At 70.5% G+C, this 23,345-nt stretch carries 25 protein-coding genes; 15 read left to right on the forward strand and 10 right to left on the reverse strand.

The window, feature by feature from the left end; translation table 11 throughout:
- Positions 1-17: 17 nt before the first annotated feature.
- Both AB0B91_RS12755 and AB0B91_RS12760 read left to right on the forward strand, forming a co-directional pair.
- A complete protein-coding gene (locus AB0B91_RS12755; protein WP_358318440.1) occupies positions 18-932 on the forward strand; it encodes a lactonase family protein in 915 nt (304 codons plus the stop codon).
- 54 nt (positions 933-986) lie between these two features.
- Positions 987-2,333 (forward strand): N,N-dimethylformamidase beta subunit family domain-containing protein, encoded by a 1,347-nt coding sequence (locus AB0B91_RS12760; protein ID WP_358318441.1) that lies wholly within the window; start codon positions 987-989, stop codon positions 2,331-2,333.
- On the opposite strand, the gene AB0B91_RS12765 is transcribed toward AB0B91_RS12760, so the two are convergent.
- The 5 genes from AB0B91_RS12765 to AB0B91_RS12785 form a co-directional block, all read right to left on the reverse strand.
- Positions 2,330-3,064 (reverse strand): Clp protease N-terminal domain-containing protein, encoded by a 735-nt coding sequence (locus tag AB0B91_RS12765; RefSeq protein WP_358318442.1) that lies wholly within the window; start codon positions 3,062-3,064, stop codon positions 2,330-2,332. The genes AB0B91_RS12760 and AB0B91_RS12765 overlap by 4 nt on opposite strands.
- 121 nt (positions 3,065-3,185) lie before the next feature.
- Positions 3,186-3,542, reverse strand: coding sequence for a nuclear transport factor 2 family protein (locus tag AB0B91_RS12770; RefSeq protein WP_358318443.1), 357 nt, complete (start codon positions 3,540-3,542; stop codon positions 3,186-3,188).
- A gap of 327 nt (positions 3,543-3,869) precedes the next feature.
- On the reverse strand, positions 3,870-4,448 hold the full coding sequence (locus AB0B91_RS12775; RefSeq protein WP_358319226.1) for a hypothetical protein: 579 nt from the start codon (positions 4,446-4,448) through the stop codon (positions 3,870-3,872).
- The gene (glpK, locus tag AB0B91_RS12780) at positions 4,424-5,932 is read right to left on the reverse strand and encodes a glycerol kinase GlpK (protein WP_358318444.1); all 1,509 of its coding nucleotides are present in this window, start codon (positions 5,930-5,932) and stop codon (positions 4,424-4,426) included. Before glpK ends, AB0B91_RS12775 begins: the two co-directional genes overlap by 25 nt.
- Before the next feature lie 173 nt (positions 5,933-6,105).
- A complete protein-coding gene (locus tag AB0B91_RS12785; RefSeq protein ID WP_358318445.1) occupies positions 6,106-6,705 on the reverse strand; it encodes an IS607 family transposase in 600 nt (199 codons plus the stop codon).
- Positions 6,706-6,782: 77 nt separating this feature from the next.
- Between AB0B91_RS12785 and AB0B91_RS12790 the strand changes: the two genes are divergently transcribed.
- Positions 6,783-7,808, forward strand: coding sequence for a 6-phosphofructokinase (locus AB0B91_RS12790; protein WP_358318446.1), 1,026 nt, complete (start codon positions 6,783-6,785; stop codon positions 7,806-7,808).
- Positions 7,809-7,944: 136 nt separating this feature from the next.
- On the opposite strand, the gene AB0B91_RS12795 is transcribed toward AB0B91_RS12790, so the two are convergent.
- Positions 7,945-8,796 (reverse strand): MHYT domain-containing protein, encoded by an 852-nt coding sequence (locus AB0B91_RS12795; RefSeq protein ID WP_358318447.1) that lies wholly within the window; start codon positions 8,794-8,796, stop codon positions 7,945-7,947.
- Between the two features lie 62 nt (positions 8,797-8,858).
- Positions 8,859-9,830: an MHYT domain-containing protein gene (locus AB0B91_RS12800; protein ID WP_358318448.1), complete on the reverse strand. Its 972-nt coding sequence runs from the start codon at positions 9,828-9,830 to the stop codon at positions 8,859-8,861.
- A gap of 113 nt (positions 9,831-9,943) precedes the next feature.
- Here AB0B91_RS12800 and AB0B91_RS12805 point away from each other — a divergent pair, with 113 nt between their 5' ends.
- From AB0B91_RS12805 to thiI, 3 genes are read left to right on the forward strand one after another with little or no spacing between them, the layout of a single operon-like run.
- Positions 9,944-11,044: a DUF5931 domain-containing protein gene (locus AB0B91_RS12805; RefSeq protein ID WP_358318449.1), complete on the forward strand. Its 1,101-nt coding sequence runs from the start codon at positions 9,944-9,946 to the stop codon at positions 11,042-11,044.
- A 26-nt stretch (positions 11,045-11,070) separates the two neighbouring features.
- Entirely contained in the window at positions 11,071-11,712 is a 642-nt protein-coding gene (locus AB0B91_RS12810) for a response regulator transcription factor (protein ID WP_358318450.1), read from the forward strand.
- 58 nt (positions 11,713-11,770) lie between these two features.
- Positions 11,771-12,967: a tRNA uracil 4-sulfurtransferase ThiI gene (thiI, locus tag AB0B91_RS12815; protein WP_358318451.1), complete on the forward strand. Its 1,197-nt coding sequence runs from the start codon at positions 11,771-11,773 to the stop codon at positions 12,965-12,967.
- A 61-nt stretch (positions 12,968-13,028) separates the two neighbouring features.
- Here the strand turns inward: thiI and AB0B91_RS12820 are convergent, their stop codons facing one another.
- Positions 13,029-13,319 carry a YiaA/YiaB family inner membrane protein gene (locus AB0B91_RS12820; protein WP_358318452.1) on the reverse strand — a complete coding sequence of 97 codons (291 nt, stop codon included), beginning with the start codon at positions 13,317-13,319 and terminating at the stop codon, positions 13,029-13,031.
- A gap of 110 nt (positions 13,320-13,429) precedes the next feature.
- Complete coding sequence (gene aroF, locus AB0B91_RS12825) at positions 13,430-14,461, reverse strand: 3-deoxy-7-phosphoheptulonate synthase (protein ID WP_358318453.1); 1,032 nt, start codon at positions 14,459-14,461, stop codon at positions 13,430-13,432.
- 253 nt (positions 14,462-14,714) lie between these two features.
- Between aroF and AB0B91_RS12830 the strand changes: the two genes are divergently transcribed.
- The 3 genes from AB0B91_RS12830 (at position 14,715) to AB0B91_RS12840 (ending at position 17,326) form a co-directional block, all read left to right on the forward strand.
- Positions 14,715-15,311 carry a molybdopterin-dependent oxidoreductase gene (locus tag AB0B91_RS12830; protein WP_358318454.1) on the forward strand — a complete coding sequence of 199 codons (597 nt, stop codon included), beginning with the start codon at positions 14,715-14,717 and terminating at the stop codon, positions 15,309-15,311.
- Between the two features lie 44 nt (positions 15,312-15,355).
- Positions 15,356-16,519, forward strand: coding sequence for a histidine kinase (locus AB0B91_RS12835; protein ID WP_358318455.1), 1,164 nt, complete (start codon positions 15,356-15,358; stop codon positions 16,517-16,519).
- Between the two features lie 66 nt (positions 16,520-16,585).
- Positions 16,586-17,326, forward strand: coding sequence for a LytTR family DNA-binding domain-containing protein (locus AB0B91_RS12840; RefSeq protein ID WP_358318456.1), 741 nt, complete (start codon positions 16,586-16,588; stop codon positions 17,324-17,326).
- 591 nt (positions 17,327-17,917) lie between these two features.
- Here AB0B91_RS12840 and AB0B91_RS12845 read toward each other — a convergent pair.
- The gene (locus AB0B91_RS12845) at positions 17,918-18,757 is read right to left on the reverse strand and encodes a deoxyribonuclease IV (RefSeq protein ID WP_358318457.1); all 840 of its coding nucleotides are present in this window, start codon (positions 18,755-18,757) and stop codon (positions 17,918-17,920) included.
- A 145-nt stretch (positions 18,758-18,902) separates the two neighbouring features.
- Here AB0B91_RS12845 and uraD point away from each other — a divergent pair, with 145 nt between their 5' ends.
- Genes uraD through AB0B91_RS12875 form a run of 6 tightly spaced genes read left to right on the forward strand, consistent with a single transcriptional unit; the run spans position 18,903 to position 23,336 of the window.
- On the forward strand, positions 18,903-19,388 hold the full coding sequence (gene uraD, locus AB0B91_RS12850; RefSeq protein ID WP_358318458.1) for a 2-oxo-4-hydroxy-4-carboxy-5-ureidoimidazoline decarboxylase: 486 nt from the start codon (positions 18,903-18,905) through the stop codon (positions 19,386-19,388).
- A complete protein-coding gene (gene uraH, locus AB0B91_RS12855) occupies positions 19,385-19,687 on the forward strand; it encodes a hydroxyisourate hydrolase (RefSeq protein WP_358319164.1) in 303 nt (100 codons plus the stop codon). The genes uraD and uraH overlap by 4 nt, the downstream gene beginning before the upstream one ends.
- 2 nt (positions 19,688-19,689) lie before the next feature.
- Positions 19,690-20,562: a factor-independent urate hydroxylase gene (gene pucL, locus AB0B91_RS12860; RefSeq protein WP_358318459.1), complete on the forward strand. Its 873-nt coding sequence runs from the start codon at positions 19,690-19,692 to the stop codon at positions 20,560-20,562.
- Positions 20,563-20,566: 4 nt separating this feature from the next.
- Complete coding sequence (locus tag AB0B91_RS12865) at positions 20,567-21,427, forward strand: FAD binding domain-containing protein (protein WP_358318460.1); 861 nt, start codon at positions 20,567-20,569, stop codon at positions 21,425-21,427.
- On the forward strand, positions 21,427-21,900 hold the full coding sequence (locus AB0B91_RS12870) for a (2Fe-2S)-binding protein (protein ID WP_358318461.1): 474 nt from the start codon (positions 21,427-21,429) through the stop codon (positions 21,898-21,900). Before AB0B91_RS12865 ends, AB0B91_RS12870 begins: the two co-directional genes overlap by 1 nt.
- Before the next feature lie 59 nt (positions 21,901-21,959).
- Positions 21,960-23,336 carry an 8-oxoguanine deaminase gene (locus tag AB0B91_RS12875; protein ID WP_358319167.1) on the forward strand — a complete coding sequence of 459 codons (1,377 nt, stop codon included), beginning with the start codon at positions 21,960-21,962 and terminating at the stop codon, positions 23,334-23,336.
- The last annotated feature ends 9 nt before the right edge of the window (positions 23,337-23,345 follow it).

The raw sequence follows: 23,345 nt of genomic DNA on the forward strand, positions 1-23,345 counted from the left end.
CAGTCAACCATGAGAAGATGCCTTCTGTGAAGCACCTGTATATAGGCGGATATGGGCCTGGCATCGTCACCCCCGGCGGAGAGCTGACCCGACTCACCTCGTCCTCGTTCCTGGCAGCGCACCCGAAGCTGCCGGTGCTGTACGCGGTGGGCGAGCTGGCCCAGGGCTGGCTGACCGCGTTCAGCGTCGAAGAGGGAGCGCTCCTCCCGCTGGACGAGCGGCCCAGCATGGGCGACAGCCCCTGCCACGTGGCGGTCGATCCGGAGGGCACGCTGCTCGCCGTCGCCAACTACGGCGACGGTGTGGTGAGCCTGCATCACCTCGACTCCCGCGGCGCGTTCGAGGGCCGCCCGATCGTGCTGAGCCACGAGGGCTCCGGACCGCACCCCGAGCGCCAGCAGGGCCCGCACGCCCACCAGACGGTCTTCCACGACGGCCTGCTGTACGTCTCCGACCTGGGCACCGACCAGATCCGCCGCTACCGGCCCGACGGCGAGGCGCTGGAGCCGCTGCGCCTGACCCCGGGCACCGGGCCGCGCCACATGGTCTTCTCCGGCTCGCGCCTGTACGTCGTGGGCGAGCTCGACGGCATCGTCACGCTCATCGACGGCGAGAAGTCGGCGGGCACCCTCGCCTCACGGGCCGAGGGCGTCAACCATCCCTCCCACCTCGATCTCGACGGGGACTTCCTGTACGTGGCCAACCGCGGCCCCGACACGATCACCGTGCTGCGGGCCGACGACCTGTCGCTGGTGGCCGAGGTGCCGTCGGGCGGCGAGTGGCCCCGGCACTTCGCCATCGACGGCGACCGCCTGTACGTGGCCAACCAGCATTCGGGAGTGGTCACCGAGTTCGCGCTGAAGGACGGCGTGCCAGAGCCGACCGGGCAGGTGCTGGAGGTCGACAGCCCTTCTTGCGTGCTGCCCGCGTAAGGACTTCGCCAAGTCGCCGGCCCGGAGGGCGGCCGGTCGTGATCATGGTGCGCTGTGCGAAAGTCCCTCATCGTCCTGATCCTGCTGGTGACCGCGTGCGGCGGAGTCCCCGCCGCCCCGGCTCACCCGTCACCTCCGGTCACGGCTCCGCAAGTCAGCCCGCCCGCCGACCCGCCCGCCGCCCGGCCGGCGCGCTGGCGCATCACCGAGCGCGGCGCGGAGCACGAGATCGAGGGATACGCCGACCGCGTCAGCGTGCTGCCCGGCGAGCGGTTCCGGATGCGCGTCTCCACGACCGCGCCGCACTTCACCGCGTACGCCTTCCGCATGGGCGCCCGCCCGGCCGAGGTGTGGCGCTCCGGCCGGCTCCCAGGGGTACGCCAGGCGCCGCCCCAGACGGTGGAGGGCATGGTCACGGCCGCCCACTGGAAGCCCTCGCTCACCGTCGACACCACCGGCTGGCGGGAGGGCGCCTACCTGGTACGCCTCGACGCCTCCACCGGCGGCCAGCGCTACGTCCCGATCACCGTGCGCTCGGCCTCGACGCGGGGGCGGGTGGTGCTGGTCAACGCGGTGACCACCTGGCAGGCGTACAACCTGTGGGGCGGTCGCAGCCTCTACCAGGGCCCGGGCGGGTTCGACACACGCTCGCGCAAGGTGACCTTCGACCGGCCCTACGACACCTCCGGCGCGCGGCTCTTCCTCGACTTCGAGCGGTCCGCGATCGCGGTGGCCGAGCGGAGCGGGGTGCCGCTGGCCTACCTGACCAGCCTGGACCTGCGGCCCGGCGTGCTGGACGGGGCCAGGGCCGTGGTGTCTCTGGGGCATGACGAGTACTGGTCGCCCGGCATGCGTGCCGCCGTCACCCGCGCCCGCGACGCCGGCACGAACCTGGCCTTCCTCGGTGCCAACGCCGTCTACTGGCGGATCGGGCTGTACGGCCGGATGATCATGTGCGACAAGGAGACCCAGTGCCCGCTCTGGCGCGCGTCCGCGCCGGAGAGCACGTTGGTGGGGCAGCAGTACGACTGCTTCCCCGCCGAAGCGACCTACGTGGTGCGCAGGCCCGGCCACTGGATCTTCGAGGGGACCCGGGGCAGGAGCTTCCCCGGCCTGGCGGGCGTCGAGACGGACAAGGTGTCCACCGATTCGCCGCGGAAGGTCAAGGTGCTCGCCCATTCGCCGGTCGACTGCGGCGGCCGGGCGACGACCTCCGACAGCACCTACTACACGGCCCCGGGAGGAGCCGGGGTGTTCGCCTCGGGCACGATGCGCTGGGTGTGCGGGATGCGGGGAAGGCGGTGCGGCCATGGAGTGACCAAGGCCGCCGCCCCCTTCACCCGCCACGCGACGCGCAACATCCTGACCAGGTTCGCCCAGGGCCCGGCGGGGGCACCCTAGGACTTCTTGTCGCGCCCGAGGAGGAGTTCGGCGAGCAGTCGCTTGATCTCGGACTCGGCGGCCTCCTTGGTCACGCCGAGCCCGTCGAGCGCGATCGCGGCCGTCCCCTCGCCGAGCGACAGCACGCCGAGCAGCATGTGCTCGGTGCCGATGAAGTTGTGGCCGAGCCGCAGCGCCTCGCGCAGCGTCAGCTCCAGGGCCTTCTTGGTCTGCGGGGCGAAGGGCGGCTTGCCGGGCGCGTTCTCGCTCGCCGGGGGGAGCAAGGCCTTCATGACCTCCTCGACCCGCTCCAGCGGCGCGCCGAGCGTCACCATGGTCTTGGCCGCCAGCGCATCCGGCTCGCGCAGCAGCCCGAGGACGAGGTGCTCGGGCTCGATGTGGTCGCTGCCCGAGCTCTGGGCCGCCTTCTCGGACTCCACGATGACGTTGCGGGCCTTGTTGGTGTAGCGGCCGTAGGCGCGGGCGATGATGTCTTCGGCCAAGCCGCCCTCCTTGGCCACGAACCGCTTCTGAGCGGCCTGCTTGGTCACGCCCATGCTGCGGCCGATCTCGGTCCAGGAGGCGCCGGAGTGCCGGGCCCTGTCGACGAAGTGGCCGATGAGGTGGTCGGCCACCTCGCCGAGGTGCTCGCCCAGCGTCACGGCGTCGGAGAGCTGGCCCAGGGGGTCATCGTCGGGGTGACGGCTCTTGATCGCGTTGATGAGGTCGTCGAGACGTACGGTCTGATCCATGGGTCAACCATAGGTTGACGATTTTAGACCGTCAACCCTAGGTTGACGCTAGGTGGCCACTCGCGATACTTGTCACCAAGGTCAACTCAGCGGGCGCTCCGCTTGGTGAAGCCGGAAGAGATCAGTCCGCTGCGGTCGCCTGAGACCACACGGCCTGCCAGCGTCCCTCGCGCAGCTCGTAGCAATCGGTATGCCAGCAGGTAAGGGACAGCAGGTCTCCGTGATCTGCGGAAACGTCGATCCGCGCGCGGTACCGCAGGATGGCCAGCTGGTCGCTGCTGCGTACGACGATGTCGGAGACAGCCTCGAACACCTGGTAGCGAAGTTGTCCCGAAGCGATCTCGCCGAGGTACTCCGCCTTCGACAGAGCGATGCCGCGCGGAGTGATCAGCTGATAGTCATCCGCGTGCAGGACGTCCGCGGCTTCCATGTCTCCTGTGACCAGTGAACGCAGGCGCTGCCGCTCGATGTCACGCATCGCCTCGGCTTGTGGCCTCATCCCGCCTCGTTTCTCCGCCTTGTCGGCGTCCTCCGAGCCGAACGATCAAGATTCTATGGTCATGCGGCAGATCGCTGTCAGCAGCTGGAGTCGTGCCGCTTTGCCGGGCAGACCGGGCCGCTTGTTGTCACCTTCGGGATGCACGGTCAGGAGGGCGAGCGGGCTTGGTGCGGCATTCGTGAACTGCACCTGGTGACAGATAGCTCGAGCAAGGAGTGACAACTGCCGAGGGTTGAACACCCTTCCTGCCAAGCTCACGCTGACCAGTCGGTGACAACTGACGCGAGCGGTCACACGCCAGGAATCTCAGTAGTCGAGCACCCCGGTGAAGACATCGAGTTCGTCATCGACGCTTGTCTCGCTCGGCGGCTGCGCGAAGGTGTCGAGCAGCCGCATGCCGTCGTTCACCCTGCGCCAGCGCCAAACGAGGTCGTGTCCGGAATGGGCCCTGGTCAGAATGTCGAGGTGGTTCGCCCGGTCCCAGAGCAGCCCGTTGCCGTCTTCGCCGGCGGGAAGCTTGATGGGGGAGCTGACCGGTCCGCCGGCCAGGTCCAGGAAGCGGATGTAGTCAGGTTCCTTGCCGAAAGGGTCCGAGGCGAGGTAGGCGATCGTCGTCCCATTCGCGTGGAGCGCGGGGAAGTACGCGGCTCGTGGCCCCGTCCGGACCACGCCCCAGGTTTCGGTCGAATAGACGGCGGACGTGCCATCCTGCTGCCGGACGAGGAGATATTCGTTGTCCGGGCTGAAGCTCATCGGGTACTGCCCCGCGGGCAGGGTGTGCGCCTGCGCGGTGACGGAGTTCAGCACCTGGTGGAGTTCGTTACGTCTGGTCACGACGTAGTGGCCGGCAGGGGACAGGCCTATCCCGACCCGGTTCGTGAGCATCGCCGGGAGTCAGATGCCAGTGCGACGGCCGCCCGCCATCGCTCGTACGCGGCGTCGTCGCGGGTTCCCGGCTCGAAACGGCGGTCCAGCCGCCACGTCTCGCGCAGTTCGTCCGCCGACCCCCAGACGCCCGAGCCGAGACCCGCCAGGAACGCCGCTCCCAGCCCGGTCGTCTCCTGGACCACCGGCCGCTCCACGACCGTGCCGAGCTGGTCCGCCTGCACCTGCATGAGCAGGTCGTTGCCGCTGGCCCCGCCGTCGGCCTTGAGCACCGGCGCGCCGGCGCCATGGGACGTCAGTGCGGACCCGCTCGTCATCACCTCGACCACGTCGCGCACCTCGAAGGCGATCGCCTCCAGTGTCGCCCTGACCAGGTGGGCCCTGGTGGTACCGCGGGTGATGCCGGTGATCAGGCCGCGCGCCTCCGGGTCCCAGTACGGCGCGCCGAGCCCGGTCAGGGCGGGCACGAACACCACGCCGCCGCTGTCGGGCACCGTGCGGGCCACCGCCTCCGACTCCGGCGCGGTGCCGATCAGCCCCAGCCCGTCGCGCAGCCACTGCACGGCCGCGCCGGTCACGAAGACCGAGCCCTCCAGCGCGTACGTGATGTCTCCCGACGGCGTCTGCCAGGCGACGGTGGTGAGCAGACCCGCGTCGGAGCGGACGATCTCCTCGCCGGTGTTGGTCAGGATGAACGAGCCGGTGCCATAGGTGCACTTCACCTCGCCCACCCGGAAGCACGTCTGCCCGAACAGCGCCGCCTGCTGATCGCCCGCCACGCCGCTGATCGGCAGGTCGAGCCCGAGGAACACGCCGGGGTCGGTACGGCCGATCGGGCCGTAACTGGGCACGATCTCCGGCAGGGCGGACTCGGGCACCCCGAACAGTTCGCACAGCTCGGGCTCCCACGATCCGGACGCCAGGCCGTACAGCAGGGTGCGCGAGGCGTTGGAGGAGTCGGTCACGTGGCGCGCGCCCGCGGTGAGCCGGGCGATCAGGTAGGAGTCGACGGTGCCCACCACCACGTCGCCCGACAGCACGCCCTCCCAGGAGCCCTGGTCGTGCTCGGCCAGCCAGGACAGCTTCGAGGCGGTGAAGTAGGGGTCGAGCCGCAGGCCGGTCAGCTCCGAGACGCGCGGCTCGTGGCCGGCCGAGCGCAGCCGCTCGCAGATGCCCGCGGTGCGCCGGTCCTGCCAGACGATCGCGCGGCGTGGCGCGGCCAGCGTGCGCCGGTCCCACAGGACCGCGGTCTCCCGCTGGTTGGTGATGCCGAGGCAGGCCGGCCTGGACGTGGCCGCGCGCAGAGCCGCCGCGCAGGCGCTCAGTGTGGCCTGCCAGATGTCCTCGGGGTTGTGTTCGACCCAGCCGGGTTCGGGGAAGTGCTGGGCGAACTCCTCGTAGCCCTTGGACTCGATCCGGCCGTCCTCGGTCACGACGAGCGCCGTCACCCCTGTCGTCCCGGCGTCGATGGCCAACACACTCACGAAATCGCCTCCCGGAAGGGGTTTCGCTCGCTACGCTCGCGATTTGGTCTAGACCACTGCCCGCGCGGGCGGGCAGAATGCGATGCTGGTTGTGAAAGCGTTCGGAGAATCTTGTTGATCCTCGTGCCGGCCCCATCGGCATGCGCCCCGGTCGTCCGGGGACATGCGCCGCCTCACGCTGCCTCGAAGGCGGCCCGGAGGGCGGCTCTGGCCCTGCGGGCGGCCGAGCGCCGGCCGTACAGGCGGGCGCAGAGCGAGGTGAGGACCTCGGCCATGTCCCGCAGCAGCTCGTCATCGACCCGGGCGCCGGGGATGGCGCCCTCGCCGCCTTCGGTGTCGTCGATGACCACGATGCGACGGCCGGTGGCCTCCAGCGCGGCCGACAGCTGCTCCAGCCCGAACCGGGCGAGCCGGTCGCGGCGCTCGACCACGATCACGCCCACCGACGCGTCGCGCAGCAGCCGGGCGAGCTTCGGCCGGTCGCCGTCCATGCCCGAGCCGACCTCGCCGACGACCTCGGTGACCGTCAGGCCCATCCCGGTAGCCGCGGCGACCACCCGTCCCGCCTGCCGGTCGAGCTCGGCCAGCTGGTCGGTGCCGGAGACACGGCAGTACGCCACCGTCCGTCCCGTGACCTCCGCCGTCCGATCCAGGACCATGTACCTACCGGTCGCGGTCTTGACCACCGGGACCGGCATCTTCCCGTCCCGCGCCCACTGCCAGGCGGTCTGGTAATGCACCCCGTTCCGCCGCGCCCACTCCGAGAGCTTCACGTATCGACCATCTCAGACAAAGCTGAGAAGGACTGATGTTTTCACTAATGGCAAGAAACCCATAGGAGGAACCCGTCATGCGAATCGGAGTGCTCACCGGAGGCGGCGACTGTCCCGGTCTCAACGCGGTGATCAGGGCGGTCGTGCGCAAGGGGGTGAGCGTCTACGGTCACGAGTTCGTCGGGTTCCGTGACGGCTGGCGCGGCCCGCTCGAAGGCGACACGATGCCGCTGGACATTCAGGCCGTCCGGGGCATCCTCCCGCGCGGCGGCACCATTCTCGGCTCCTCGCGGACCAACCCCATCAAGATCGAGGGGGGCGTCGACCGCATCAAGGAGAACCTGGCGGCCACCGGCGTCGACGCGCTGATCGCCATCGGCGGCGAGGACACCCTCGGCGTCGCCAAGCAGCTCTACGACCGCGACGTCAAGGTCGTCGGCGTGCCCAAGACGATCGACAACGACCTGTCGGGCACCGACTACACCTTCGGCTTCGACACCGCGGTCAACATCGCGACGGAGGCCATCGACCGCCTGCACACCACCGCCGAGTCCCACCACCGGGCGCTCATCTGCGAGGTCATGGGCCGGCACGCGGGCTGGATCGCGCTGCACGCGGGCATGGCGGGTGGCGCCAACGTCATCCTCATCCCCGAGCGGCCGTTCGACATCGACCGCGTCTGCGAATACGTCGAGTCGCGCTTCCGCACCCGCTACTCGCCGATCCTCGTGGTCGCCGAGGGCGCGCACCCGGTCGAGGGCCAGATGGCGCTGCAGGCCGGCGAGCTCGACTCGTTCGGCCACGTGCGGCTCGGCGGCATCGGCGAGGTGCTGGCCAAGGAGATCGAGAAGCGCACCGGCAAGGAGGCCCGCACCACCGTGCTCGGCCACATCCAGCGCGGCGGCACCCCGACCGCCTACGACCGGGTCCTGGCGACCAGGTTCGGGCTGCAGGCGATCGACGCGGTGCACGAGGGCGACTACGGCAAGATGGTGGCGCTGCGCGGCACCGACATGGTCCGCGTCGGGCTCGACGTGGCGACGGCCGAGCTCAAGACGGTGCCGGTGTCCCGGTACGCGGAGGCCGAGGTGTTCTTCGGCTGATTGAAAGCGGCCTGCAAGCGGGCGGCCGTACCTTCTGAATCAGCGGGGTTTCCGCTACAACCCCCTCGAGGTACGGCTTGCGCCGCGACGAGTCGGCGGCCCACCTACGCGCCGCAGGCCGTACCTAGGACATAGATCAAGAGCGGGGCGTGCCGAAGAGATCCACATCCGGCGCGCCCCCGCCGCGTTCCTTCGGCCCGGCGGCTGTCTCCGGCCCGCCGCGGCCCTCCAGCCGGGCGAGGAACTCCGCCTCCCCGCGCATCTCCTTCTCCGAGGGCGAGAGCATGACGGCGAGCAGCAGCCCCATGGTGATCACGCTGATCCCGACGATCAACGGCAGCAGGAAGTCGATGGCCGGCGCGCCGGGGATCGGCGCCGACGGGCTGTGCGCGCGCACCGACATCCCGTACATGCCCGTGTAGTGCATGCCCGTCACCGCGACACCCATGACCAGGGCCGCGCCACCGATCTTGACCGCGCCGCGGACCCGCAGGGTGAACCAGAGCGCGACGGTGGCCGCGGCGATCGCGATGAGCACCGACAGCGCGACGAGCAGCGGGTCGTAGCTCACGTCCCCCGCCATGTTCATCGCGTACATGCCCAGGTAGTGCATGCCGGCCACGCCGACACCGGTCAGGACGCCGCCGCTGAGCAGGTACGGGGCGCGCTCGCCGCCCCGCCACACCACGAACAGCCCGGCGCCCACCACCACGACCGCGAGCACCGCGGAGGCCGCGGTGAGCGGCATGTCGTAGCGGATCATCGTGCCCTGCACCGAGAAGCCCATCATGGCGATGAAGTGCATGGTCCAGATGCCGGTGCCACCGATGGCGACCGCCGCGCCGGCCAGCCAGAACCGGGCATCCCTGCCGCCGGCCAGCCGGGCCCGCGAGGTCAGCAGCAGGCCGAGCATGGAGCCCACACTGGACATGGCATAGGCCAGGAGGAGGGTCAGCGGCCCATGAGAGAAGTGGTCAATCGGTGACATAAGCCCACACGTCCCTTAAATGTGAATAAGGGAGTATGAGCAGGGCTCAAGTGGATTTGCAACTATCTCCGGCGTGTCTGGGGACGAGTCGGCTGTTGCGGGAACCCCTGCTGCGTCGGGGATCCAGGCGTTTCGAAGATCGGCTGCGGCTCCGGAACGGGTGCGCCGAAGATCGGCTGCGTCCGGACGGGCTGCGGGCGAACGGGCCGCTGCTGGACGGGCCGCGGGGGAGCGGGGAGGGTCTGTTGCTGGTGGGTGGCGCGCCTGCGCAGCTCCAGCCGGGCCACGAGCTCGGCGTCCTCGTGCAGCTCCTCCTCCGACGGCGACAGGATGACCATGAGCAGCATGGTCAGCGTGATCAGGCTGATCACGGTCATGAGCGGCACGAGGAAGTCGAGGGCGTCGGCGCCGGGCACGGGGGAGGGTTCGGCGTCGACCGTGACCAGCATCGCGTACATGCCGGTGTAGTGCATGCCCGAGACGGCCACGCCCATGACCAGCGCCGCGCCGGTGATCCAGACGGCGCGCTTGACCCGCAGCGTGAACCACAGGGCCACGGTCGCGGCGACCACGGCGATGAGGACGGAGGCGGCCACGATCTTGCGGTCATAGGAGACGTGCGCGGACATGTTCATCGCGTACATGCCGAGATAGTGCATGCTGGCCACGCCCAGGCCGGTCAGCAGGCCGCCGCCGAGCAGGGCGAGCACGCGGCCCCCGCCGTACGAGACCAGGAACAGGCCGGTGCCGACGACCACGATGGCCACCACGGCGGAGGCGACGGTGAGCGGCACGTCGTACTTGATCTGGGTGCCCTCGACCTCGAAACCCATCATGGCGACGAAGTGCATGACCCAGATGCCGGTGCCACCGATGGAGATGGCCGCTCCGAGCAGCCAGCGCATCCGCGAGGCGCCTCGGGAGGCGTGCGCCTGGGCGGTCAGCCGCAGTCCGAGCATCGACCCCATGCACGACATCACGTAGGCGAGGACTGGCGTGAGCGGGCCGTGGACGAAATGGTTAACAGCGGACATTTAGTCAGTTTCCTTGCATTAGGGTGCACCGGATTCTGCCAGTTGACCTGTCCCATTCACATGGATATCTCGACTATCTGTCAACTTGTCATGTCGGAACATGAGAAGGGCTCATGGGCATCGAAAGGCCGTTCTGGCGAGCGATAGCGGTGTTCCGCGTCGCCTCGCTGCTGTACGCCGCCGTGTTGCTGGCGCAGCACCGGGGGTACGCCGAGCCGCTCACCGGGTGGCTGGTGATCGGCGTCATGGGGTTGTGGACCGCCGCGGCGATCTTCGCCTACTCCGTCGAGGCGCTGCGCCGATGGCCGCTGCTCGTGCTCGACCTCCTGGTGGCCGTGGCCTGCCTGCTCGCCTCGCCGTACGTGGAAGGCGCCCGGCCGCCCGGGGAGGGCACCATGCCGGTCCCGGCCACCTGGATCGCCGGCCCGGTGCTGGCCTGGGCGGTGCACGGCGGGCGGCGGCTCGGCACGGTGGCCGCGGCCGTCGTCGCGGCGGCGGACCTGTGGCTGCGGGTCCGCGGGCCCGACGCGCCCGTCCTGATCAACGGCGCGGTGCTGCTGTTCATGACGGGCGTGGTGGTGGGTCACGTGGCGCGGCTGGCCAAACAGGCGGAGGAACGCATGCAGCGGGCCGTCGAGATGGAGGCGGCGCAGCGCGAACGCGACCGGCTGGCGCGCGACGTCCACGACTCGGTCCTGCAGGTCCTGGCGCTGGTCCAGCGCCGCGGCCAGGAACTCGGCGGCGAGGCCGCGGAGCTGGGCCGTCTCGCCGGTCAGCAGGAATCGGCCCTGCGCGCGCTCTTCATCCGGCCCGCGCCCCCGCCGACGGGGGTGATGGATCTGCGTCCGCTGCTCATGCGGTACGGCTCCGAGCAGGTGACGATCTCGGCCCCGGCGACGCCCTTGGCGCTGCCAGGACCGGTGGCCGAGGAGGTGGCGGCGGCCGTCGGGGCGGCGCTCGACAACGTCCGCGCGCACTGCGGGCCCGCGGCGCGGGCGTGGGTGTTCGCCGAGTCGGGGGACGGCACGGTGACGGTCAGCGTCCGCGACGAAGGCCCGGGGATCGCGGCCGGCCGTCTGGCGGAGGCCGCCGCGGACGGCCGCCTGGGCGTCTCCCAGTCCATCCGCGGCCGCATCGAGGGCCTCGGCGGCCACGTCCTGATCACCGGCGTCCCGGGAGAGGGTACCGAGATCGAGCTCACGGTCCCTGCCTGACGCTTCGTGACCCTAGAGTGGCGGCCATGGTGCGGGTGATGGTGGTGGACGACCATCCGATGTGGCGCGACGGGGTCGCCAGGGATCTGGCCGAGGCGGGCTACGAGGTGGTCGCCGTCGTCGGCGAGGGACGGCAGGCGCTCCGCGTGGCCGGAGCCGTGCTGCCCGAGGTGGTCGTGCTCGACCTGCGGTTGCCCGACATGTCGGGGGCGGAGGTGGCCAAGGGGCTGGCCGGGATGTCGCCGTCGCCGAGGGTGCTGGTGCTGTCGGCGAGTGCCGAGCCGGACGACGTGCTCGACGCGGTCAAGGCCGGAGCTTCCGGATATCTGGTGAAGTCGGCGAGCCGGGAGGAGTTCCTCGACGCCGTCCGGCGGACCGCGGACGGCGACGCGGTGTTCACGCCCGGCCTGGCCGGGCTCGTGCTGGGGGAGTACCGGCGACTCGCCGCCCAGCCCGCGCCGGCCGAGGGGCCGCGGCTGACCGACCGGGAGACCGAGGTGCTGCGGCTGGTCGCCAAGGGCCTGTCCTACCGGCAGATCGCCGACCGGCTCGTGCTCTCGCACCGGACCGTGCAGAACCACGTCCAGAACACGCTCCAGAAGCTCCAGCTGCACAACCGGGTGGAACTGGTGCGATATGCGATCGAGCAAGGGCTCGACGCGGACTAAAATCGGTGGGTCGAGGCGTTGGCTTCGGCGCGTCCCCATTACTCCCGGAGGTTCTGCCATGTCGATGTCCGCCCTGGGCGAGCCCTGCGTTCTGCTCAAGCTGGGCGAGATCGTCCTCAAGGGCAAGAACCGTGATCTCTTCGAACGCCGGCTGGTCGACAACATCCGCGAAGCCGTCAAAGAGCTCGGCCTCAAGCTCGACGTACGCAAGCGGCACGGCGTCATCGCGATCTTCCTGCCCGAGGGCGCCACGGCCGAGCAGGCGGAGACCGTGGCCCGGCGGGTCGCCGACGTGCCCGGACTGGTCTGGATCCACTCGGCCTGGCGGGTCGCCAAGGACCCCGACGCCGTGCTCAAGGCGAGCCTGGAGCTCGTGTCCGAGCGCGAGGAGGTCAAGCGCGGGGCGACGTTCGCGGTGCGCTCGCGCCGCCGTGACAAGCGCTTCCCGCTGCGCTCCAACGAGCTCGACCGGCTCGTCGGCGGCGCCATCAACGACGCCTACGGCCTGCCGGTCAGGCTGAAGGACCCCGAGCTGACCGTGCACATCGAGGTCGACAGGGACGAGGTGTTCGTCTTCACCGACGGCATCCCCGGCCAGGGCGGTCTGCCGGTCGGCAGCAGCGGCCGGGCGCTGGTGCTCATGTCGGGCGGCATCGACTCGCCGGTGGCGGCCTACCGGATGATGCGTCGCGGGCTGCACGTCGACTTCCTGCACTTCTCGGGCATCCCGTTCACCACGTCCGAGTCGATCTACAAGGCGTACGCGCTGGTCAGGAAGCTCGACCGGTTCCAGGGCCGGTCGCGGTTGTGGGTGGTGCCGTTCGGCAAGGCCCAGCAGTCGATCCGCACCTCGGGGCAGGACCGGCTCGCGGTGATCGCCCAGCGGCGGCTCATGCTCAAGACGGCCGAGGAGGTCGCGCACCGCATCCACGCCGCCGCGCTGATCACCGGTGACGCCCTCGGCCAGGTGTCCTCCCAGACGCTGACCAACATCACCGCCCAGGACCACGCGGTCGAGCTGCCGATCCTGCGCCCGCTGGTGGGCTGGGACAAGACGGAGATCATGGCCGAGGCCCGGCGCATCGGCACGCTGGAGATCTCCGAGCTGCCCGACGAGGACTGCTGCTCGCTGCTGGCGCCCAAGCGGGCCGAGACGCGCGCGAAGATCGAGGACCTCAAGCAGATCGAGAAGCGGCTGGACGCCGAAGAGCTCGCCGTCCAGCTCGCCGACTCGATCCAGGAGTACAAACTCTGAGCTGAGGCCGGGCCGCCCGTAGGGGGCCATCCAGCCGGGCGGGCCCGGCCTCAGGCTTCTATCAGGCCGAGTCCACCCTGAACGGGTCGTGCTCGGCCAGCAGCTTGTCCAGGCGGGCCTGGTCGACGCGGGTGCTGACCCCCGACAGCTCCTGGCGGTCGCGTATGACCTTGCTGAGCGTGATGGTCGAGGTGATGACGTAAAGGACGCCCAGTGCGAGGAAGGCCCTGATCCACCCGGAGGCCGGGAGATAGACCAGAGCGATCACCACTGACGACACGGAGACGGCGAACGACAGGATCGCCTGGACGTAATAGGCGGTGGTCTGGGTGGGTTGGATGGGCTTCGTCATGCCGACCATCGTCACGCCGGGCGCGAGGTCGGCGCATGGGGTCACATACTCAAGTTACTGATGAGTACGGCCGACCTGGCGCCGTGCCGGCCGTACCCGTCAGGAGCGGGTCAGACCACCATCGCGGCGGCGGCGGTCTTGCCGAGCAGCGGTGGGAAGTCCCGCATGACCTGGGCCAGCTCGCCCAGATCCGTGTCGACCAGCGCCTGCGGCCCGTCGACGAGCGCCTGCTCGGGATGCGGGTGCACGTCGATGATGACGCCGTCGGCGCCCACGCCGATCGCCGCGCGGGTCAGCGGCAGCACCAGATCGCGCCGGCCGCCCGAGTGCGACGGGTCGACGATGACCGGCAGGTGCGACAGCCGCTGCGCCACCGGCACGGCCGAGATGTCGAGCGTGTTGCGCGTGCCCGTCTCGAACGTCCTGACGCCGCGCTCGCACAGCACGATGTCGAGGTTGCCGCGCTGCGCGATGTACTCGGCGGACATCAGCCACTCCTCGATCGTGGCGCTCATGCCGCGCTTGAGCATGACCGGCCGGCCCGCCGCGCCGACCGCCTGCAGCAGCGCGAAGTTCTGCGCGTTGCGGGTGCCGACCTGCAGCATGTCCGCGTACGAGGCGACCAGTTCGACGTCCTGCGCGTCGACCACCTCGGTGACGATCGGCAACCCCGTCTCCTCCCGCACGTCGGCGAGGATGCGCAGGCCCTGCTCGCCCAGCCCCTGGAAGGCGTACGGCGAGGTGCGCGGCTTGAAGGCGCCGCCGCGCAGCAGCGTCGCGCCCGCCGCCATGGCCATCCTGGCCGCCTCCAGCGTCTGCTGGGGCGTCTCCACCGCGCACGGCCCCGCGATCAGTGTCACGGTGCCGGGGCCGATCGGCACGCCGCCCACGTGGACCGTGGACCGTTCGGGGTGGTTCTCCCTGCTCACCAGCTTGTACGGGGTGCTCACCCGCATCACGTCGCGCACCCCCGGCATGCCGCGCAGGCTCGCCTCGTCGAGCTGGGCCACATCGCCCACCAGCCCGACGATCGTGCGCCGCACACCCCTGCTCACGAACGCCTCGACCCCGGCCGCCTGGACGACCGCGACGATCGACGCGAGATCATCCCCGGTGGCCTCCTGGCCCATCACGATCACCATCTGCTGCTCCTTTGATAGAACGACATAGCCCTGAAACGCCAAAAGGCCCCGGGTCCTTGTGGACCCGGGGCCTTTCGTTCGCCTGTGTGCTAACGCAGCATCAGCTGGCGAACGGACTCGGGTCCGTCGCCATACCAAAACAGGAACGCGTTACGCATGGACCCGATGCTACCGCACCGCACCCGCGCGCGAGGCACGCACGGGCCGGTGGCAGGATGGCCCAAGACCACGGAAACCGGCGAGGGGAGTGTACGTGGAGGAATCGCGCCTGCCTCCGGGCCAGTACGTCCCGCGCGGCCGGCCGGTGATCCACTACGGCAGGGTGCCTCAGTTCCGGCCCGACAGCTGGGACTTCCGCGTCCTCGGAGCCACCGCCTCGGGTGAGGAGCACCGTTTCACCTGGCCGGAGTTCGAGAGCCTGCCGCGCACCGGCGTCATCGCGGATTTCCACTGCGTGACCAAGTTCTCGATCATGGGCAACGAATGGCGGGGCGTGAGCCCGGCGACCATCGTCGCGGCGGCGCCGCCCGACCCGGGTGTGCGGCATGTGATGATCTGGGCCGAGTACGGCTACAGCGCCAACATCCGGATGTCCGACTTCACCGCCCCGGGCACGCTGTTCGCCATGGAACTGGACGACAAGCCGATCAGCGCCGAGCGCGGCTTCCCCGTGCGGGCCGTCGTGCCCCACCTGTACGCCTGGAAGAGTGTCAAATGGGTGCGGGCCGTCGAGTATCTCCTCGAAGATCGCCGGGGCTTCTGGGAGGAACGCGGCTACCACAACGTGGCCGATCCCTGGTGCGAGCAACGCTACTCCTACCAGGAAGAACCCGGTGAAGGCCCTCCGTAGGGTTTTCCCCCGAACACGGTCCGTTGTTGGCTACGGTTGCCCGCATGTCGACCACCGCGTGCGTGGTGCTCTCCTCCCTGACCTTCTTCCTCGGCTATGCGGTCGCCCGGCTGTCGCGCAGCCGCCCGGAGCCGCCCGAGCCGGCTGAGCCTCCCGCGGGCGACTGGAAGGACGAGGCGACGTTCACCGCGCTGCACATCGCCGCGCTGGCGGCCCCCTCGCTGCGCGCCGGGCTGAACCGCGACTCGGCCCGCAAGGCCGTACGCCATCTGCACGCCCTGCTCGGCACGTACGCCGTCGCGATCACCTCGACCGAGGCGGCGCTGGCCTGGGACGGGCCGTGCACCGACGAGGTGCTCACCTACGCCAGGACCGTGCTGGCGTCCGGGCGGGCACAGGTGTTCGCCGGCGAGCCGTACGGCGCGGTCGTCGTGCCGCTGCTCGTCGAGGGCAAGCTCGTCGGCACGCTGGCGGCCTTCGACCAGGAGGTGAGCGCGGCGCTGGTGCGGACCGTCGCCGAGGTCGGCCGGTGGGTGTCGGGTCAGCTTGAGCTGGCCGAGCTCGACACCTCGCGGCGGCGCGCGCTGGAGGCGGAGATGCGGGCCCTGCGCGCGCAGATCTCGCCGCACTTCATCTACAACGCGCTGACCACGATCGCCTCGTTCGTCCGCACCGATCCGGCGCGCGCCCGCGAACTGCTGCTGGACTTCGCGGACTTCGCCCGATACGCGCTGCGCAGAGCGCACGACTTCACCACCCTGGCCGACGAGCTGACCTGCGTCGACCGCTACCTGCTGCTGGAGCGGGCGCGCTTCGGCGACCGGCTGCGCTTCAGCGTGCAGGTGGCGCCCGAGGTGCTGCCGGTGCCCGTGCCGTTCCTGTGCCTGCAACCGCTGGTGGAGAACGCGATCAAGCACGGCATGGGCAGCCGCGGCGGCACCGGCGAGGTACGCGTCGTGGCCCGCGACGCCGGGCCGGAGGCGCACATCACGGTCGAGGACGACGGCACCGGCATGGATCCCGAGCACGCCAGAAGGGTGCTCGACGACGACCCGAGGCGCGAGGGCAACGGCATCGGCCTGGCCAACGTGGACGTGCGGATGCGCCAGATCTACGGCGACGGCTACGGGCTGGTGGTGGAGACGGCGCTGGGCTCGGGCACCACGGTGCGGCTCCGCGTGCCCAAGACGCGCCTTAGCCCTCTGTAGTCAATTATTCGCGCTGCGTTCGCAAGTCGCTTGTGACCTCAGCGTTATTAAGGCAGCGTTGAGGTCATGCTGCGTGTGCTGGCCGTCGACGATGAGGTGCCCGCCCTGGAAGAGCTGGCCTACCTGCTCCGCAAGGACTCCAGGGTGGAGCGGGTCACGACCGCGAGCGACGGTGTCGCCGCCTTGCAGGGGATGGTGCAGATGATCGGGACCGGCGAGCGGCTCGACGGGGTGTTCCTCGACATCAGGATGCCGGGCATGGACGGGCTCGACCTGGCCAGGCTCGTCGGCGGCTTCCCCAGCCCGCCCAGGCTGGTGTTCGTCACGGCGCACGAGGAGTGCGCGGTGCGGGCGTTCGAGCTGGAGGCCGTCGACTATCTGCTGAAACCGGTCCGGGCCGAACGGCTGGCCGAGGCGGTGCGCCGGCTGGAGGTGGCCGTTTCGCCGCCCCCCGAGCCGGGCCTCGACGATGTGATCCCGGTTGAGCTGAGCGGGATCACCCGGTTCATACCGCAGCAGGCGGTCTGGTTCGCCGAGGCCAAGGGCGACTACGTGCGCCTCCATACGGTGGACGGCAGCTACCTCGTACGCATGTCCCTGGCGGCGCTGGAACGTCGCTGGGCGGACGCCGGGTTCATCAGGGTGCACAGGAGCACTCTCGTCTCCGCGCGGCACGTGAGCGAGCTCAGATTCGAGGGCGGCAGGGTGATGCTGACCGTCGGCACCGAGACGCTCCAGGTGAGCCGGCGGCACAGCCGCCAGGTGCGCGAGCAGCTGGTCCGCCAGCACCGCGGCGCCATCTCCTGACCGTCCCGCCGTCCGTCTTCCCGCCCGTCTTTCCGGGCGGGCAGACGGACGGGGGTGGGCGTGAACGCGGGGAGTGTGAACGGCCCCCCGCGCCGTTCGCGGCGCGGGGTGTTTCTTCGTGCTGGGCGCGAGTTCCCTGGTCAACCGGGTTGAATGTCTCTGTGGCGGTCCGGACTGCCCGCGTGCCCGAGTTCGCGGGGGCTCCGGAATCGACCGCTCGTCGTGTCGGATCGGCCGTTCATCGTAGCGCCACGCTCCGTATGGCGATGACTACATACCGTTCGACGAGCTGTCCGTAAACTGGGGTTCGCCCGCAAGATCGCGACCGTAGTGTTTGCGCATCGGAAGCCACCCGGCGCATCGGGGGGACGAGCCGCAAGGCTCACTGCTTTGGACTGATGCGCCGGATCCACGGTGACCTCTCTGGTCACCACGGCTGTCGGGCCCTCTACCGGGGGGCAGGGCCCGCCTGCCGAGCACGTGTGGGACGCCCGCTGTGGCCGCGGAAGGACCGCGATCCGGCTAACGGGGGCGGCCGGATCGCGAGAGCGGGCGTCCCGACACGTGCAGGAAAGCCGCAGAGGGCGGTTGTCAACCGTCGCGGAGTTTTTTGAGGGTTGCGATGTCCTCGCGGTGCTTGTCAGCTTTGCCCGGGGTCTCGATGCAGATCGGGACGCCCGCCACGGCCGGGTGGCGCATGAGGTCGGCGAACGGCTGGGCGCCGATCTGCCCGGCGCCGATGTTCTCGTGGCGGTCCTTCTTCGAGCCGCACGCGTCCTTGGAGTCGTTGGCGTGGATCAGCTTCAGCCGCCCCGGCGCGATCTCGTGCAGCGCGTCGAACGTCTCCTTCACCCCGCCCTCCGCGACCAGGTCGTGCCCGGCCGAGAACGCGTGGCACGTGTCGAGGCAGATGCCGGCCCGCGGGTGCCAGTCGAGTGTCTCCAGGTAGGGCTCCAGATCCTGCACCGTGGCGCAGAGCATGGCCCCCTGGCCCGCCATCGGCTCCAGCAGCAGGTCGGGGCCGCCGTCGGGGATCTCGTCGAGCAGCGGCAGCAGGTGCTCGCGCAACTGGCGCAGCGCGTCGTCGCGCGGCTGCGTCACCGCCGAGCCCGTGTGCACCACGACCCCCTTGGCGCCGATCTCGACGCCGCGTCGCAGCGTGTAGCGGACCAGCGCCACGGAACCGGCCAGCGTCTCGGGGTTGGGCGAGCCGAAGTTGGCCAGGTAAGGGACGTGAACGAAGGTGTCGACACCCGACTCCGCCAGCGCGGCGTCCTGGTCGGGCTTGCCCGCCGCGAGCGCCCAGGCGCGCGGGTTGGTGACGAACACCTGGATCATCTCGGCGCCGATCTCGGCCATGTACGCCAGACCGCCCGTCGCCAGGCCGCCGGTGACGGAGACGTGTCCGCCGATGAGAGAGGTTGGGGTCATGATGCCTATCAGTTTAGGCGGGGTGCGCAGCAGGCCGGGCCGGGCCGGAGTTGGAGCATGACACGAAAAGTCATAGCCAATCGCTGGACCGGTTCAGAGTTCTTGCGGATGGACCGGGCAGCACGCGGATGTGTGTACTGCTGATATGCCCAAGACGCTCACCGGCCTGGCCGAGTTCAACGCCCGGGACGACGTCGCGGCGGAGCTGCTCGCCTGCTGCGCCTCCCGCGCCTTCGCCGGGTCCGTCGCGGCCCAGCGCCCCTACCGCGACCCGGATCAGCTCGCCGCCGCCGCCGACGCGGCCGTGCGCGGCCTGGCCTGGCCCGACGTCCTCGAAGCACTCAGCGCGCACCCCAGGATCGGGGAGCGCGCCGCCAGTGCCTGGTCCAGGCAGGAGCAGTCGGGGGTGGCGGACGACACGCGCGCCGAGCTGGCCGAGGGCAACCGGGCGTACGAGGACCGTTTCGGCCACGTCTACCTGATCTGCGCCACCGGCCTGACGGGCGTCGAGATGCTCGCCAGGCTGCGCGAACGCCTCCTCCACGACGAGGAGACCGAACGCGAGACCGTCCGCGACGAACTGGCCAAGATCACCAAGTTGCGGCTGGTCAAGCTGCTGGAGGGGTCCTGATGAGCTTCTCGACGCATGTCCTGAACGCCGTCACCGGCCGCCCCGCCGAAGGAGTCGCCGTACGGCTGGAGCACGAGGGCGAGGTCGTGGCCGACGGCCGTACCGACGCCGACGGCCGGATCAAGGGCTGGAACCCCCCACCCGGCGTCAACCGAGTGGTCTTCGACACCGGCGCCTACCTGGCCGACACCTTCTACCCCGAGGTCGTCATCACCTTCACCGTGACGGACCCGGCCGCGCACTATCACGTGCCGCTGCTGCTCAGCCCGTTCGCGTACTCCACCTACCGAGGGAGCTAAACGTGCCCGACGTCATCCTGGGTCCCAACCGCTACGGCAAGGCGGAGACCAGGCTCGTCCGCGTCGTCCGGGAGGGCGGCGTTCACCACCTCAAGGACGTCAACGTCAGCTCCTCGCTCTCCGGCGACATGGAGGCCGTCCACCTGACCGGCGACAACGCCACCGTCCTGCCGACCGACTCGCAGAAGAACACCGTCTACGCCTTCGCCAAGAAGCACGGCGTCGACCAGATCGAGGACTTCGCGCTGCTGCTGGCCCGGCACTTCGTCGCGTCGCAGCCGCCGATCCACCACGCCAGGGTGGAGATCGAGGAGTACGCCTGGGAGCGGATCTCCGGCGACCGGCCGCACTCCTTCGCCCGCAAAGGCGGCGAGGTGCGCACCTGCGTCGTCCACCACGACCGGGACGGCCGCACCACCGTGGTCTCCGGCCTGAAGGACCTGGTCGTGCTCAACTCGACGGGCTCGGAGTTCCACGGCTACATCCAGGACGAGTACACCACGCTCCCGCCGACCACCGACCGCGTCCTCGCCACCGCCGTCGCCGCCCGCTGGCGCCACGGCGCCGAAGGGTCCGCGTACGGCAAGTCCTACGAGGAGGTACGGCGCTGCCTGCTCGAAGCGTTCGCCGACACGCACAGCCTGTCGCTGCAGCAGACGCTGTACGCGATGGGAAAACGGGTACTGGACACCCGTGGCGAGGTCTGCGAGATCAGGTTCGCGATGCCGAACAAGCACCACTTCCTGGTGGACCTGTCGCCGTTCGGCCTGGACAACGACAACGAGGTCTACTTCGCGGCCGACCGCCCCTATGGCCTGATCGAGGGCGGCGTACTCCGCGAGGACGCCCCCGACGCCGCATTCGCCTGGGAGTAGAGCGATGGATTTCTTGCGCCCCACGACATGGGACGAGGCGCTGGCCGCCAAGGCGGACCAGCCCGAGGCGGTGCCCATCCAGGGCGGCACCGACGTGATGGTGGAGATCAACTTCGACGTGCGCCGGCCGGTGGCGTTGCTGGACCTGACCCGGGTGGCCGAGCTGCGGACCTGGTCCCTGGAGGACGGCCGCTACCGGGTGGGGGCCGCCGTGCCGTACACCACGATCATCGAGGAGCTTGGCGGCCCGCTGCCGGGCCTGGCGCAGGCGTCGCGGACGGTCGGCTCGCCGCAGATCCGCAACCGCGGCTCGGTCGGCGGGAACCTCGGCGCGGCCTCGCCGGCGGGCGACAGCCACCCGCCGCTGCTCGCCGCCGGAGCGGTGATCGAGGTGGAGTCGCGCGACCGCGGGGTCAGGATGATCCCCGCGCACGAGTTCTATCTGGGCGTCAAGCGGTCCGCGCTGGAGCCGGACGAGCTGATCAGAGCCGTCCACCTCGAACCCGCCGCTGGCCCCCAGTACTTCTCCAAGGTCGGCACCCGCAACGCCATGGTCATCGCGGTGTGCTCGTTCGCGGTCGCGCTGCATCCCGGCGAGGGCCGGGTCGGCACCGGCCTCGGTTCGGCCGCGCCCACGCCGCGCCGGGCGCTCGCGGCCGAGGAGTTCCTGCGCCGCGAACTCGACTGGAGCGCCAGGCTCGACCCCGCCGTGCTGGCGCGGTTCGGCGAGCTGTGCGCCCAGGCCGCCTCGCCGATCGACGACGTGCGCGGCACCGCCGACTACCGCAGGCACGCGATCGCCGTGATGGCCCGCCGCACGCTGACCTGGGCCTGGAACGACTACCGAGGAAAGAGGGCCGCCTGATGCGCGTCACCTTCACCGTCAACGGCCGCGAGGAGTGCGCCGACGACGTGTGGGAGGGCGAGAGCCTCCTGTACGTGCTGCGCGAGCGGGTCGGCCTGCCCGGCTCCAAGAACGCCTGCGAGCAGGGCGAATGCGGATCATGCACGGTCTACCTCGACGGCACGCCGGTCTGCGCCTGCCTGGTCGCCGCCGGTCAGGCCGAGGGCCGCCAGGTGCGTACCGTCGAGGGCCTGGCCGACGGCGACCGGCTCGACCCGGTGCAGGAGGCGTTCGTCGAGAGCGGCGCCGTGCAGTGCGGCTTCTGCACGCCCGGCCTGATCGTGCAGACCCACGACCTGCTGGAACGCGTCGACCGGCCGTCCGACGCGGAGATCCGCGAGGCCCTCGCGGGCAACCTGTGCCGCTGCACCGGCTACGAGAAGATCTTGGACGCGGTACGGCTCGCGGCCGAGCGAAAGGCGGCGACCAGGTGACGCCGCCGACGCAGCCCACCCCCGGGCAGACCGGTCCCGCGCAGACCAGGTCGGTGCAGATCGACAACGTCTACATCGCGCCCGTCGCAGGGCCCGAGATCCAATCCGGATATATCCGGATTGAGGGTGATCGGATCGCCGGCCTCGGCCCGATGGCCGAGGCGCCCGCCACCCCGGCGGCCACCCGGATCGACGGCACCGGCTGCCTGGCCACCCCCGGCCTGGTGAACACCCACCACCACCTCTACCAGTGGGCCTCGCAGGGCCTGGCCCAGGACGCGACGCTGTTCGAGTGGCTGACGGCCCTCTACCCGGTGTGGGCCGCCATGGACGCCGAGGTCGTCAGGGGCGCCGCGAGCGCGGGACTCGGCCACCTGGCCCTGTCCGGCTGCACCACCTCAAGCGATCACCACTACGTCTTCCCGAAGGGCCGCGGCGACCTGTTCGCCGCCGAGATCGAGGCGGCGCGCGAGCTGGGCATCCGCTTCCACCCGGCACGCGGCTCCATGGACCGGGGCGAGTCGCAGGGCGGCCTGCCCCCGGACGTCGTCGTCGAGCGGCTCGACGAGATCCTCGCCGCCACCGCCGAGGCCGTCGACGCCTACCACGACCCGTCGTTCTCCTCGAAGCTGCGGATCGCGGTGGCGCCCTGCTCGCCGTTCTCGGTCAGCGGCGAGCTGATGACCGAGGCCGCCGCCCTCGCCAGGGACCGGGGAGTGCGCCTGCACACCCACCTGGCCGAGACCCTGGACGAGGAGGAACACTGCCGCGAGCAGTTCGGCATGCGGCCCGTCGAGTACATGGAGAAGCTCGGCTGGCTCGGCCCCGACGTGTGGTTCGCGCACGCGGTGCACCTCAGTGACGCGGACATCGGCAAGTTCGCCGCCACCGGCACCGGCTCCGCGCACTGCCCCTCGTCCAACGGGCGGCTCGGCGCCGGAATCGCCAGGGTGTCGGAGATGCTGCGCCGCGGCGCGAACGTCGGCCTCGGCGTCGACGGCAGCGCCTCCTCCGAGCTGACCACGCTGTCCGGCGAAATGCGGCAGGCCCTGCTGTTCCAGCGGGCCGTGCACGGCCCCGGCGCGCTGACGGCCAGGCAGGCGCTCGAACTGGCCACACTCGGCGGGGCGCGCAACCTCGGCCGCCAGGACGAACTGGGCACGCTCGAAGCAGGCAAACTCGCCGACATCGCGCTGTGGCGGGTGGACGAACCGTTCGCCGCGGCCGTGACCGACCCGGTCTGCCGCCTGGTCTTCGCCACCCGCCAACCGCCGCTGGCCCGCCTGCTGGTCGGCGGCGAGACGGTCGTCGAGGACGACGAGCTCCGGACCGTCGCCCACGACGCCACCGGCCGCGCGGGCGCGGAGGCACACCGCCGCCTGACCCGGCTGGCCGAGGAACGCGGCATCACCGCGGCCAAGGAGGTCCACTCGTGACGACCTCGG

The organism is Nonomuraea sp. NPDC049141 (assembly GCF_040648415.1).
In the GTDB taxonomy this organism is placed as follows: Bacteria; Actinomycetota; Actinomycetes; order Streptosporangiales; family Streptosporangiaceae; genus Nonomuraea.